This window comes from Phocaeicola faecalis (assembly GCF_021730445.1).
Lineage (GTDB): Bacteria > Bacteroidota > Bacteroidia > Bacteroidales > Bacteroidaceae > Phocaeicola > Phocaeicola faecalis.
On record NZ_JADNRM010000007.1, the window covers coordinates 1 to 15,099 of the forward strand.

The window sequence follows — 15,099 nt, forward strand, 5'->3', positions numbered from 1 at the left end:
GATGGTACTGCGTAACAGTGGGAGAGTAGGTAGCTGCCGTTTTAATGAAAGCCTCCGAGTCAGTCAAATGATTCGGAGGCTTTTTTTTGGTTCGCCCGACATGGGCATAGTCTAAGGGGTGCAAGTCCCTAACGCAGCCTAATAGCGGCAAGCGTACAGCCGAAGGCAAGGGTGTCCGTAGCGATGCGGAATCTGAAGGAAGCCGTAGGCAAATCACTGACTTGACGAACAGAAACTTGATATTAAGGCACATGCTCGTGGGTAAGGTCGCCAAACGGACTAAAGCCCTATAGCTATTCGGAGCGAGTGGTGTAAATCAGGCAAGTATAAGTGGGAAAGATTATGTTCTTAATCGGGGAGGTCTCACGGACACAGCAAATAGTTTTTTTTTTTTACGAAAGTTGTGGAGTAAAGCTTGCCGTGAGAAGTCAGCAGACGCCATAGTAGTGGGAAAAAAAAGTCAATACACCCCACGAAGGGCAGAACCTAATAATCAAGCGAAAGTAATTGAAACGTACTGTATGAAAGTAAGAATGCAGAAAACATCAGCCCAAGCTAATGACTACCCTCAAAGAGATAGGTCGGCAACCGAAAGGTATGAGGGAGTGCAGACTTTCATGTGGATATGTGAAGACAACTTCGCGGAAGTACCATTTGACAAGGCACATTTATTGGAACTCATTCTCAGTCCCGACAATCTAAACCGTGCGTACAAGGCCGTGGTAGGCAATAAGGGCAGTGGGGGTATTGACAGGATGTCGTGTGAGCAGTTGCTACCGTGGCTCTTTTCCAACAAGAACGAGTTGATAAGTTCCTTGCAACACGGGACATACCGTCCCAATCCCGTCCGCAGGGTAGAGATACCCAAAGACAACGGCAAGACGCGGCTGTTGGGAATACCCACCGTGGTAGACCGGTTAGTCCAGCAAGCCATCCACCAGGCACTGACCCCAATCTATGAGCGGGAGTTCTCTCGGACGAGCTACGGCTTCCGTCCCCATCGGAGCTGCCATAGTGCGCTACGAAAGGCGCAAGAGATAGTTGAGAGCGGCTACCGATATGTGGTTGACCTCGACCTTGAACGCTTCTTCGATACCGTCAATCACAGCAAGCTCATAGAAATCCTCAGCCGCACGATAACTGACGGGAGGGTAGTCAGTCTGATACACAAATATCTTAGCAGCGGAGTAATCACCCGGGGACTTTTTGACGCGAGTGCAGCGGGCACACCGCAAGGTGGCCCTCTAAGTCCGCTGTTGAGTAACATCATGCTCAACGAATTGGATAAGGAACTCGAACGCAGAGGGCATCCCTTTGTCCGATATGCCGATGATGCCATGATATTCTGTAAATCCAAACGAGCCGCACAGCGTGTAAAGTCGAGTATCACACGGTTTATCGAGGAGACACTCTTTCTGAAAGTAAATCGGGAGAAAACCGTAGTGTCCTATGTACGGGGAGTTAAATTCCTCGGCTACTCCTTTTATGTAGACAAAGGCAAATGTCTGCTTACTGTACACCCCACAACCAAAGCCAGGATGAAAGCCAGGCTCAAAGAGCTGACTAGTCGCAGTAACGGTTGGGGTTATGAACGCAGGAAACAGAAGCTGAAAGAGTACATACGGGGTTGGATAGGGTACTATCGTCTTGCTCGGATAAAACGTCTCTGCCTTGCAACCGATGAATGGTTAAGGCGACGGATACGAATGTGTATATGGAAAGCATGGAAGAAACCCAAGACGAGGATAACCAACCTCAAACGATGTGGCATATCCGCTTGGCAAGCCTATCAATGGGGTAACATTCGTCTTGGTTATTGGCGAATCGCCGCCAGTCCGGTCTTGACACGAGCCATATCAAATGAGAATTTGAAAAAGGCGGGGTATATCACTCTGACGGATAGTTATCACGAATGGTATCCAAAATAGGAACCGCCGTATGCCGAACGGCACGTACGGTGGTGTGAGAGGTCGGAAAACGAAAGTAGGAAGAAAACTTTCGTTTTCCTCCTACTCGATTATTTATAGTGTTATAATCTCTAAAATTGAAATACTATGTTGGCATACACCTATAGGCACGGATTTTACAGAAATAATAAAAAAACGGTGGAACTCGTGTTTAAAAGATTCGTGTTAGATTATGATTATAGATCAAGTCAAAAAGTGTGTGGCATCATATTTTGAGGAAATTCCAATATTACAATGTAAGAATGCAGATTCTTTTAAGGCATTATAAATTAAGTATATCAGAGGATCAAGTACATCAGACGAACACCTGATTGGACGTCAGCATTGTAACTCAGAGGTCATGCTTATCACCCACAGGGCTTTCGGATTGATCCATGATTATGATTATCCATAGTTGAACGTGGCTTCATTCTTTCTTGAGAGGAGCAAGCGAGAGGCAGCAGCATTCGCGAATATATTTAGTCTATGATTTTCATACACCCTTTTCTTTATCAAAGGGAATGAAAAATATCCTTTTCTCTAATAATTTACTAATCTACTTAGCAGAGAGATTATGTTATGTAACATGAATGTGGTATATTTTTCTCTTTTTGCAGTACTTTTAGTGTAAATTCTATCATTAAATTCTTTTTCTATCATTGAATTTTGTACTTTTGGGCTATTCTTTTTGAAATTATTGAAGAAAGAAAGTGTTAAACTCAAAAAAATATCTTCTAAGAATATGGAAAATAAAATTCAGGAGCTTACCGATAAGATTTATCGCGAAGGTGTGGAAAAAGGAAACGAAGAAGCACAGCGACTTGTCAGTAACGCTCGCGAAGAAGCAGCGAAGATTGTAGAGGATGCTCGTAAAGAAGCTGAATCTATTGTTGCAGCCGCTCGTAAATCGGCAACAGAAACAGCCGAAAATACGCGATCAGAAATTAAATTGTTTGCCGGACAAGCAGTGAATGCATTGAAAATCGAAATTACTACTTTACTGACAAATGAGGTAGTAAGTAAAGCTGTAAAAGATTTTGTGGCCGACAAGGAATATCTGAATAAATTTATCGTTTCCTTAGCTACTCAATGGTCTGCCAACGAGCCTATCGTTATCTCTACTGCAGACGCTGAAGGACTTAAAAAATATTTTGCTGCAAATGCCAAAGCTTTGTTGGACAAAGGAGTTAAAATAGATCAAGTGAACGGTACTAAAGCTCTTTTCACGATTTCACCGGCTGATGGTTCTTACAAAGTAAACTTCGGTGAAGAGGAATTTGAAAACTACTTCAAAGACTTCCTCCGTCCTCAATTAGTAGAAATGTTGTTTTAAAACGTGACTATGACAAATTATTATTGCCTGGTAGCCGGTTTACCGGATCTTTCATTGGAAGATGGTAAGCTGAACTATACGGTCGCCAATTTTAAATCGGAATTATACCCGGAATTATCGGAAAAGGATAGAAAACTAATTGACTTGTTTTATCTAAAATTCGATAATGCTAATTTGCTGAAACTGCTGAAAGATAAAGAAGCAGTGACCGATGCCGATGGAAATTACTCCGCGGATGAGTTGCTGGCACTTATTAGCTCGGTACGTGAAGGCGATGCTCCGGATAAGAAATATCCATCTTACCTTTATGAATTTATTACTGCTTATCTGACTCTTCCTGCCGAAGAACTCTATCGTGCGGAGGATATGCTATCTGCATATTATTATGCTTACGCCATGAACTGCGGTAATCAATTCGTTTCTTCCTGGTTTGAATTTAATCTGAATGTCAATAATATACTGGCTGCACTGGCTGCACGTAAATACAAGATGGACGTGTCACAGGTGGTAGTGGGCAAGACTGATGTGAGCGAAATGGTCCGCACCTCGAATGCCCGCGATTTCGGCTTGACCGAGATGCTGGAGTATTTTGAGCCGGTGCTACGCATCAGCGAGATTGATGAACTGGTGGAAAGGGAAAAGAAGATAGATTTGTTGAAATGGAACTGGATGGAAGACGCTGTCTTCTTCAACTATTTTACGGTAGAACGGATTTTCGTGTTCTTATTGAAACTGGAAATGATTGGCCGTTGGATTTCTATGGATAAGGAAAAGGGAAGCGAATTGTTCCGTCAGATTATTGACAAACTGAAGGATGAGGTACAGATTCCCGAAGAATTCAGATAATAAACAGATTAAAGATATATGGCAACAAAAGGAACTGTTAGTGGCGTAATTGCTAACATGGTTACTCTCACCGTTGACGGGCCGGTAGCTCAGAATGAAATTTGCTACATTCTGACAGGTGGCGACCGGTTGATGGCGGAGGTTATTAAGGTGGTAGGCAGCAATGTGTATGTGCAGGTGTTTGAAAGTACACGTGGACTGAAAGTGGGTGCCGAAGCCGAATTTACAGGACACATGCTTGAAGTGACTTTGGGCCCGGGTATGTTGTCTAAAAACTACGATGGTCTGCAAAACGATCTTGACAAAATGGATGGTGTCTTCCTGAAACGCGGACAATATACTTATCCGTTGGACAAGGAAAAGAAATGGCATTTCATTCCGTTGGTAAAAGTGGGCGATGAAGTAGGACCTTCGGCTTGGTTAGGTCAGGTAGACGAAAACTTCCAACCGTTGAAGATTATGGTTCCATTTCAGTTGGATGGTACTTATAAGGTAAAATCTATTGTAAAGGAAGGCGAATATAGTATTGAAGATACAGTAGTTGTCCTGACAGATAAAGACGGAAAAGATATTCCTGTGAACATGATTCAGAAGTGGCCGGTGAAGAAGGCTATGACTAATTATAAAGAAAAACCGCGTCCTTATAAACTGCTGGAAACCGGTGTGCGCGTGATTGATACCGTAAACCCGATTGTAGAAGGTGGTACGGGATTTATCCCCGGTCCGTTCGGTACCGGTAAGACTGTGCTTCAGCATGCTATCTCTAAACAGGCAGAAGCAGATATTGTAATAATCGCTGCCTGTGGCGAACGTGCAAATGAGGTTGTGGAAATTTTTACAGAATTCCCCGAATTGGTAGACCCGCATACGGGACGTAAATTGATGGAACGTACCATTATCATCGCGAATACTTCAAACATGCCGGTTGCTGCCCGCGAAGCATCTGTGTATACTGCCATGACGATTGCAGAATACTATCGTGCCATGGGACTGAAGGTATTGCTGATGGCAGACTCCACCTCCCGTTGGGCGCAGGCATTGCGTGAAATGTCCAACCGTATGGAAGAATTGCCTGGCCCGGACGCTTTCCCGATGGATATTTCAGCTATTATTTCCAACTTCTACGGACGTGCAGGCTATGTGCATCTGAATAATAATGAGAGCGGTTCTATCACCTTTATCGGTACCGTATCTCCGGCAGGTGGTAACTTGAAAGAGCCTGTAACCGAAAATACCAAGAAGGTGGCCCGTTGTTTCTATGCTTTGGAGCAGGAACGTGCTGATAGAAAACGTTATCCGGCTGTGAATCCGATTGACTCTTATTCCAAGTATTTGGAATATCCTGAGTTTGAGGATTATATCGCAAAACGTATTAACGGTGAATGGATTGGTAAGGTAAACGAAATCAAGACCCGGTTGCTGCGCGGTAAGGAAATTGCCGAACAGATTAATATCTTGGGTGATGACGGTGTACCTGTGGAATATCATGTCATCTTCTGGAAATCGGAATTGATTGACTTTGTGATTCTGCAACAGGATGCCTTCGATGAAATTGACTCTGTAACCCCGATGGAACGTCAGGAAGATATCCTGAACATGGTCATCGACATCTGTCATACGGAATTTAAGTTTGACACCTTCCTTGAAGTAATGGATTACTTTAAGAAGATGATTAATATCTGCAAACAGATGAACTATTCGAAATATAAATCTGAGAAATACGAAGATTTCAAGAAGCAGTTGCAAGAGTTGGTTGCCGAGAGAAGCGTCTGATTTTAATATTTAATCTTTAATTTATAATTAGTAGAGATGGCAACAAAAGCATTTCAAAAGATATATACTAAGATTAGCCAGATTACCAAAGCTACTTGTTCGCTGAAAGCGTCAGGAGTAGGCTATGATGAATTGGCTATGGTAAACGGTAAGTTGGCCCAGGTGGTAAAAATCATGGGCGATGAAGTGACCTTGCAGGTATTCGAGGGTACGGAAGGTATCCCCACCAATGCCGAGGTTGTATTTTTGGGTAAATCGCCTACGCTGAAAGTAAGCGAGCAGTTGGCCGGACGTTTCTTCAATGCTTTCGGTGACCCGATTGACGGGGGACCGGAAATAGAAGGACAGGAAGTACCTATCGGTGGTCCGTCAGTGAATCCGGTTCGTCGTAAACAACCGTCGGAACTGATTGCAACCGGTATTGCCGGCATCGACCTAAACAATACATTGGTGTCAGGACAGAAGATTCCCTTCTTTGCCGATCCCGACCAACCGTTCAATCAAGTAATGGCAAACGTAGCATTGCGTGCTGAAACGGACAAGATTATTCTGGGCGGTATGGGTATGACAAACGATGACTACCTGTACTTTAAAAATGTATTCTCTAACGCTGGTGCGCTTGATCGTATCATCAGCTTTGTAAATACCACGGAAAATCCGCCGGTAGAACGTCTGCTGATTCCGGATATGGCGTTGACGGCTGCCGAATATTTTGCAGTAGAACATAACCAGAAAGTATTGGTGTTGCTGACCGATATGACCAGCTACGCCGATGCATTGGCTATCGTGTCCAACCGTATGGACCAAATCCCGTCCAAAGACTCTATGCCGGGTTCTCTTTATTCGGATTTGGCGAAGATTTACGAGAAGGCGGTTCAATTCCCCGCAGGCGGTTCAATCACTATCATTGCGGTAACTACCCTGAGTGGCGGTGATATTACACATGCCGTTCCTGATAATACAGGTTATATTACCGAAGGTCAGTTGTTTCTGCGTCGTGATAGTGATATCGGTAAGGTTATTGTTGACCCATTCCGTTCGTTGTCCCGTTTGAAACAGTTGGTGAGTGGTAAGAAGACTCGTAAAGACCATCCACAAGTAATGAATGCTGCGGTGCGTCTATATGCCGATGCTGCCAATGCCAAGACTAAGATGGAAAACGGTTTTGACCTGACTAACTATGACGAACGTACTTTGGCATTCGCCAAAGATTACGCAAACCAATTGCTGGCTATTGATGTGAATCTGGATACTACTGAAATGCTGGATGTTACATGGGGATTGTTCAGCAAGTACTTTAAGCCGGAAGAGGTGAACATCAAGAAAGAACTGGTAGAAGAACACTGGAAGAAATAGAACTCATTTATCAAAAGAAAGGTAATAGCAGTATCGTTTCGGAGAACAAAAGCCCTTCGGATGATAAATAAAAAGTTAGAACGAAATGGCAATAAAGTTTCAATATAACAAGACCTCGCTACAGCAGCTTGAGAAGCAACTCAAGGTTCGCGTGCGCACGCTTCCTATCATTAAGAATAAGGAAAGCGCCTTGCGTATGGAAGTAAAGAGATGCAAGACCGAAGCTGCCGAGCTGGAGGAAAGGCTTGAAAAACAAATTCAGGCATACGAGGCCATGTTCGCACTTTGGAATGAGTTTGATGCTTCATTAATAAAAGTGAGTGACGTTCATTTGGGTATAAAGAAGATTGCCGGTGTACGGGTTCCGTTGTTGGAAAACGTAGACTTTGACATTCGTCCCTATAGCCTGTTCAATAGTCCGAAATGGTATTCCGACGGGATACATTTGTTGAAAGGGCTGGCGCAGACCGCTATTGAAAGGGAATTTATGCTTGCCAAACTGAACCTACTGGAACATGCGCGTAAAAAGACCACTCAGAAAGTGAACCTTTTTGAGAAGGTACAGATACCAGGATATCAGGATGCTCTGCGAAAAATTAAACGATTTATGGAGGACGAGGAGAACCTCTCCAAGTCATCGCAGAAGATTTTGAAATCCATTCAAGAGAAAAGAAAGGAGGCAGAGGCATGATTACAAAAATGAAGAAGTTGACTTTCCTTATCTATCATAAGGAATATGAACAATTCCTGCAAAGCATCCGTGACTTGGGCGTAATCCACGTGGCAGAAAAAGCACAGGGAACACCGGAGAACACCGAACTTCAGGAAAGCATCCGCCTGTCCAACCGCTACACTTCTACAGTAAAGTTTCTGCAAGCACTCAATGCTGAACTGAAAGAGCAGAAAGGCGATATAGCTCGCGGAGAAAAAGCACTGGAAGAAGTGGAAGCCCTTCAACTGGAAAAGACGCAGTTACAACACCAGTTGCAGGCTTGTGACAAGGAACGTGCCGCATTGGAAGTATGGGGAGACTTTGACCCTGCATCAGTTACGAGATTACAAGATGCTGGATATCAGGTGAATTTCTATATCTGCTCAGAGAAGAACTTTAATGAGGAATGGCTGGAAGCGTACCATGCTACGGAGATTAACCGTATCGGTTCACGCATCTATTTTATCACTATAACTAAGAAAGGTTCATTGCCCGAATTGGAAGTGGAGACAGCCAAACTGCCCGTAATGTCACTGAGCCGGCTCACTGCCAAGTGCGAAGGCATGGAGCAAAAGATAAAGGAAGTGGACGAGAAGCTGACTGCCATAGCAGGGGAGAAGTTACTTTCCTTGCAAGCTGCACAGGCTAATGTTCATTCGCAGATAGAATTTTCTAAAGTTGTGCTGAATACGGAACAGGCTGCGGACAACAAATTGATGTTGCTGCAAGGCTGGGCGCCGGCTTCACGGATTCCGGAAATCACAAAGTTCCTGAACCAGCAGGAGGTGTACTTTGAAGTTGCTGATCCAACTCCTGAAGACAATGTACCCATTCAGCTCAATAACAAAGGATTTTTCCGTCTATTCGAACCGATTATGAAGTTGTATATGCTTCCTAAATATAATGAACTGGATTTGACTCCATTCTTTGCCCCTTTCTTTATGCTCTTCTTCGGGCTGTGTCTGGGCGATTCGGGTTACGGTCTGTTCATGGTATTGGGAGTGACTGTTTATCGCATGGTAGCGAAGAACATCAGTGCATCCATGAAGCCTGTTTTGACTTTGGTGCAGTTATTGGGAGCCGCTACCTTCTTCTGCGGTATGCTGACAGGTACATTCTTCGGATTCAATCTGTATGGTAACGATATTCCGTTCTTTAACAGGATGCGCGATTTGTTCTTCCTTGACAATCAGTGGATGTTCAACCTTTCATTGATTTTGGGAGCGGTACAGATTATCTTTGGTATGATACTGAAAGCTGCTAATCAGACAATCCAGTTCGGATTTAAGTATGCACTTTCCACAGTCGGATGGATTATAGTACTGGTAAGTACGGCATTGGCATTCCTTTTGGGTGATGTGATGCCGATGGGTGGAACAGCCCATTTGGTAATACTGGGTATAGCCGCAGTGCTTATTTTCCTGTTCAACAGTCCCGGAAAGAATATTTTCCTCAACATCGGCCTGGGTTTGTGGGATTCCTACAATATGGCGACCGGCTTGCTGGGTGATATCCTTTCGTATGTGCGTTTGTTTGCATTAGGACTTTCGGGCGGTATTCTTGCCAGTGTGTTTAACAGCCTGGCTGCGGGTATGAGTCCCGACAATGCTATTGCCGGTCCGATAGTGATGGTACTAATTTTCCTGATTGGTCACTCTATCAATATGTTTATGAATATTCTGGGTGCAATGGTTCACCCGATGCGTCTTACTTTTGTAGAGTTCTTCAAGAATTCGGGTTACGAAGGTGGAGGCAAGGAATATAAGCCATTTAAAAATTAGAGCTGTTTAAAATTTATTCAGCTTGTTGTTCTGAATGAGATGAAAAATTTGCAAACTTGCTTGCAGATTCTTTGTAAAGTTCAGGATGACATAAAAAGGAATTTTCCTTTTAGGAAGAGTTTGATAAATAAAGAATTTAAAAATTAAAAAATAGAAGAATTATGGAAATGAATTTATTGATTGCCTATGTAGGCATCGCAATTATGGTTGGTTTATCAGGTATAGGTAGTGCATACGGTGTAACTATAGCAGGTAACGCATCTATCGGCGCATTAAAGAAGAACGACAGCGCTTTCGGTAACTTCTTGGTATTGACCGCACTTCCCGGTACACAAGGTTTGTATGGTTTCGCCGGTTACTTCATGTTTCAAAGTATTTTCGGTGTTTTGACTCCGGCTATTACAGGTATTCAGGCTGCTGCCGTGCTTGGTTCGGGAATCGCCTTGGGCCTTGTAGCACTCTTCTCTGCTATTCGTCAGGGACAAGTTTGCGCCAATGGTATCGCTGCCATCGGTCAGGGACACAATGTATTCGGTAATACATTGATTTTAGCTGTATTCCCCGAATTGTATGCCATTGTTGCTTTGGCTGCAACCTTCTTGATGGGTTCTGCATTGGTTGCATAATCAGATTAGTTCTTTAATAAAAGGGGCTGTTTTCGTATATTTACGGAAATAGCCCTTTTTCTTGTCCTAAAGGAGAATAAATTGATTAAAATACTTACTATTGTTACTTATATCAGCTTTCTTTGTGATAAATGTTAAATATGAAATGGTAAAAGTTAATAAGTGAGTCTGAAATTTCTAACAAAGTTCTGGAAAAACTTTATTATCTCATTGAAATTGTGTACCTTTGCACTCGAAAATAAGATTAGGTATATAGATGGCAAAAGAACTATTAACCCCCAGTTATATCTTCGAAGCGAGTTGGGAAGTGTGTAATAAGGTAGGGGGCATTTATACAGTGTTGTCAACAAGAGCAAAAACACTGCAAGATATTTACAAGGATAAAGTGTTTTTTATAGGTCCGGATGTGTGGGCAGGAAAAGAGAACCCCTTGTTTATCGAGAATGAGAATTTGTGTGCGGCATGGCGTGGACATGCTTTGAAAAACGATGGTTTGAAAGTCCGTATCGGACGTTGGAATATCCCTGGAGAACCCATAGTTATATTAGTGGATTTTTATCCGTTCTTTTCAAAGAAGAATGAGATATACGGACAAATGTGGAAAGATTTCCAAGTGGATTCGCTTCATGCATACGGAGATTATGACGAAGCATCCATGTTCTCTTATGCAGCAGGAAAAACTGTTGAAAGTTTCTACCGATTCAATCTGACGGAAAATGATAAGGTCATTTATCAGGCTCACGAATGGATGACAGGTATGGGAGCACTCTATCTACAGAAGGCAGCTCCCGAAATAGCAACAATATTTACTACTCATGCTACTTCTATCGGCCGCTCGATTGCCGGTAACAATAAACCTCTTTACGATTATTTATTTGCTTACAATGGTGATCAGATGGCACGTGAACTTAATATGGAGGCCAAGCACTCTATAGAAAAGCAAACGGCACATCATGTGGATTGCTTTACCACTGTCAGTGAAATCACTAATAATGAATGTAAGGAACTGTTGGAGAAACCGGCAGATGTGATTTTAATGAATGGTTTTGAGGATGATTTTGTTCCACAGGGACGTACCTTTACCGCTAAACGTAAAAAAGCACGCGCCACTCTGTTGAATCTCGCTAATAAGTTATTGGGAGTAAATTTGAGTGATGATACTTTGATATTAGGCACCAGTGGACGTTACGAATTTAAGAATAAAGGCATCAATGTGTATTTGGAAGCTTTGAATCGATTGACTCGTGACAAGAATCTGAAGAAGGAGGTATTGGCATTTATCAATGTTCCGGGATGGGTGGGAGACCCTCGTGAAGATTTGATGGAACGTTTGAAGAGCAATAAAAACTATACTACTCCGTTGGAATGCCCGTTTATTACTCATTGGTTGCATAACATGAGTCACGACCAGGTGCTCGACATGATGAAGTATTTGGGGATGGCAAATTCTGCCAACGATAAAGTGAAGGTTATCTTTGTTCCCTGCTATTTGGATGGAAAAGACGGCATTATTAATATGGAGTACTATGATTTGGTATTGGGACATGATTTGAGCGTTTATCCTTCATATTATGAACCATGGGGATATACTCCGCTTGAAAGTGTTGCTTTCCATGTGCCGACAATCACTACTGACTTGGCAGGTTTCGGACTTTGGGTGAATTCACTGAAGGGTTCGTATAGTGAGCTGAAAGATGGTGTGAAAGTGATTCACCGTTCGGACTACAACTATTCTGAAGTGGCAGACGTTATAAAAGATAATATTTCGGTATTTTCCGGCATGACTGAGGCTGAAATCAAGATGATACGTAAACGTGCTGCCGACATTGCGGAAAAAGCTTTGTGGAAGCACTTTATTAAATATTATTATGAGGCTTATGACGTGGCATTACGCAATGCACAGAAAAGGCTTTTATTAGGTTGAAAATTGAATATAATATTAATATAATTAGAGAGACATGAAAATCAAGATTAGTAATGCAAATACTCCTACTTGGAAAGACGTAACTGTAAAATCACGCATTCCTGAGGAATTGAAAAAGTTAGAAGAATTAGCACGCAACATCTGGTGGGCATGGAACTACGAGGCAACTGAGTTGTTTAGAGATTTAGACCCTGTTTTGTGGAAGGAAGCTGGACAAAATCCTGTAGTTCTTCTAGAACGATTGAGCTATGAAACACTGGAAAAACTGGCAAAGGATAAAAATATCCTGAAACGCATGAACGATGTATATGCAAAGTTCAGAGCTTATATGGATGTGCAGCCCGACGCCAAGCGCCCTTCTGTAGCTTATTTTTGTATGGAGTATGGTTTGACACACGTTCTGAAAATCTATTCGGGCGGTTTGGGTATCTTGGCAGGTGACTACCTGAAAGAAGCATCAGACAGCAACGTAGATATGTGTGGTGTCGGATTCTTGTATCGCTATGGATATTTTACTCAAAGCCTTTCGATGGACGGACAGCAGGTAGCAGGATACGAAGCTCAGAATTTCGGTAGTTTGCCTATCGAACGTGTATTGGATGACAACGGACAACCGATGGTTATCGATGTTCCCTATCTGAACTATTTCGTTCATGCTTATGTGTGGAAAGTCAATGTAGGTCGTGTTCCTTTGTATCTGTTGGATACAGATAATGAAATGAACAGCGAGTTTGACCGTCCTATCACTTATCAGCTTTATGGTGGTGACTGGGAAAACCGTTTGAAGCAAGAAATACTGTTAGGTATCGGTGGTGTGTTGATGCTGAAGAAATTAGGTATCAAGAAAGATATTTATCACTGTAATGAAGGACATGCTGCATTATGCAACGTTCAGCGTCTGTGTGACTATGTAGAAGGTGGTTTGACGTTCGACCAATCTTTGGAGGTCGTTCGTTCTTCTTCTCTTTATACGGTTCATACTCCGGTGCCTGCCGGTCATGACTACTTCGATGAAGGTTTGTTCGGCAAGTACATGGGCGGTTATCCGCAACGTATGGGTATCAGCTGGCAAGATTTGATGGATATGGGACGTATCAATCCGGGAGATGCCGGCGAGCGTTTCTGTATGTCTACTTTTGCTTGCAACACTTGTCAGGAAGTAAACGGTGTGAGTTGGTTGCACGGAAAAGTATCTCAGGAAATGTTTTCAGGTATTTGGAAGGGCTATTTCCCCGAAGAAAGCCATGTAGGTTATGTAACCAATGGTGTTCATTTCCCTACTTGGAGTGCGACAGAATGGAAAAAGCTCTATGCGAAGCATTTTGCTCCCAACTTTATGGAAGACCAATCTAACGAAAAGATTTGGGAAGCTATATATAATGTGGCTGACGAAGAAATCTGGGCAACTCGTCAGGCTTTGAAGAATAAATTGGTAGACCACATCCGCAAGCAGTTCAGTGAAAGCTGGTTGAAGAATCAGGGTGATCCTTCACGCATCGTTTCTTTGATGGAAAAGATCAATCCGAATGCTTTGATGATTGGTTTCGCTCGTCGTTTTGCCACTTACAAACGTGCACATCTGTTGTTTACTGATATTGAACGTTTGGCTAAGATTGTGAACAACCCTGACTATCCGGTACAGTTCTTGTTTGCAGGTAAAGCTCACCCGCACGATGGTGCAGGTCAGGGATTGATTAAGAAGATTGTAGAAATCTCTCGTCGTCCTGAGTTCTTGGGCAAAATTATTTTCTTGGAAAACTACGATATGCAGTTGGCTCGTCGTTTGGTTTCTGGCGTTGATATTTGGATGAATACTCCGACTCGTCCTTTGGAAGCATCAGGTACATCAGGTGAGAAAGCTTTGATGAACGGTGTAGTAAACTTCTCTGTACTCGACGGATGGTGGTTGGAAGGCTACCGCGAAGGTGCAGGATGGGCGTTGACAGAAAAACGTACTTATCAGAATCAGGATCATCAAGACCAGTTGGATGCTGCTACTATCTACAGTATTCTGGAAAATGAAATCCTGCCATTGTATTATGCACGTAACCGCAAGGGTTATTCTGAAGGTTGGGTGAAGACTATCAAGAACTCTATTGCTCAGGTAGCTCCTCATTACACTATGAAGCGTCAGTTGGATGACTACTATTCTAAGTTCTATACCAAAGAAGCTAAACGTTTCAAAGAATTGGTAGCTAACGACTATGCTAAAGCAAAAGAAATTGCCGCATGGAAGGAAAAGGTTGCAGAATTATGGGATTCTATTGAAATCGTTTCCAGCGAAAAGAATGAAGAATTGGCTAGCGGTAATATCGAGACCGGAAAAGAATATACTATAACTTATGTAGTGGACGAAAAGGGACTGGATGATGCTGTAGGTATCGAACTGGTTACTACTTACACCAATGCAGAAGGTAAAGAGCATATCTATTCTGTAGAGCCGATGGAAGTAATCAAGAAAGAAGGTAATCTGTACACATTCCAGGTTAAACATAGTCTTTCTAACTCCGGCAGCTTTAAGGTATCATACCGTATGTTCCCGAAGAATGTAGATTTGCCTCACCGTCAGGACTTCTGCTATGTTCGTTGGTTCGTATAATTCATTGAAGTAAGTGTATCTCTCTGTTTTTCAGAGTGATTTCATGATAATATAATAAGAGAGCCGTTTCCTGTTGGGGGGACGGCTCTCTTTTATATTTAGTACAGTGAAAGACTGTGTGTGTTCCAAAAGGGAGAGTAATCTCCTTTCACACAAAACGGATATTGAAACGTCCTATTCATGGGGATTCTGTGTGAAAGCTG

10 protein-coding genes are annotated in these 15,099 nt (G+C 42.7%); all 10 read left to right on the forward strand.

Going from position 1 to position 15,099, the window contains the following annotated elements; all coding sequences use genetic code 11:
- Positions 1 to 521 precede the first annotated feature (521 nt).
- On the forward strand, positions 522 to 1,928 hold the full coding sequence (gene ltrA, locus IR173_RS08675; RefSeq protein WP_237039263.1) for a group II intron reverse transcriptase/maturase: 1,407 nt from the start codon (positions 522 to 524) through the stop codon (positions 1,926 to 1,928).
- Between the two features lie 760 nt (positions 1,929 to 2,688).
- Positions 2,689 to 3,279, forward strand: a complete 591-nt coding sequence (locus tag IR173_RS08680; RefSeq protein WP_237039264.1) for a hypothetical protein — start codon at positions 2,689 to 2,691, stop codon at positions 3,277 to 3,279.
- A gap of 9 nt (positions 3,280 to 3,288) precedes the next feature.
- Positions 3,289 to 4,125 carry a DUF2764 domain-containing protein gene (locus tag IR173_RS08685; protein ID WP_237039265.1) on the forward strand — a complete coding sequence of 279 codons (837 nt, stop codon included), beginning with the start codon at positions 3,289 to 3,291 and terminating at the stop codon, positions 4,123 to 4,125.
- A gap of 18 nt (positions 4,126 to 4,143) precedes the next feature.
- Positions 4,144 to 5,898: a V-type ATP synthase subunit A gene (locus IR173_RS08690; protein ID WP_237039266.1), complete on the forward strand. Its 1,755-nt coding sequence runs from the start codon at positions 4,144 to 4,146 to the stop codon at positions 5,896 to 5,898.
- Positions 5,899 to 5,934: 36 nt separating this feature from the next.
- A complete protein-coding gene (locus IR173_RS08695) occupies positions 5,935 to 7,254 on the forward strand; it encodes a V-type ATP synthase subunit B (RefSeq protein ID WP_237039267.1) in 1,320 nt (439 codons plus the stop codon).
- 85 nt (positions 7,255 to 7,339) lie between these two features.
- Positions 7,340 to 7,945, forward strand: a complete 606-nt coding sequence (locus IR173_RS08700; protein WP_005939038.1) for a V-type ATP synthase subunit D — start codon at positions 7,340 to 7,342, stop codon at positions 7,943 to 7,945.
- Positions 7,942 to 9,747 (forward strand): V-type ATP synthase subunit I, encoded by a 1,806-nt coding sequence (locus tag IR173_RS08705; RefSeq protein ID WP_237039268.1) that lies wholly within the window; start codon positions 7,942 to 7,944, stop codon positions 9,745 to 9,747. The genes IR173_RS08700 and IR173_RS08705 overlap by 4 nt, the downstream gene beginning before the upstream one ends.
- A gap of 161 nt (positions 9,748 to 9,908) precedes the next feature.
- Positions 9,909 to 10,373, forward strand: a complete 465-nt coding sequence (locus IR173_RS08710; protein WP_005939034.1) for a V-type ATP synthase subunit K — start codon at positions 9,909 to 9,911, stop codon at positions 10,371 to 10,373.
- 256 nt (positions 10,374 to 10,629) lie between these two features.
- Positions 10,630 to 12,297, forward strand: a complete 1,668-nt coding sequence (locus tag IR173_RS08715) for a glycogen/starch synthase (protein ID WP_237039269.1) — start codon at positions 10,630 to 10,632, stop codon at positions 12,295 to 12,297.
- A gap of 34 nt (positions 12,298 to 12,331) precedes the next feature.
- On the forward strand, positions 12,332 to 14,896 hold the full coding sequence (locus IR173_RS08720; protein WP_237039270.1) for a glycosyltransferase family 1 protein: 2,565 nt from the start codon (positions 12,332 to 12,334) through the stop codon (positions 14,894 to 14,896).
- Positions 14,897 to 15,099 lie beyond the last annotated feature (203 nt).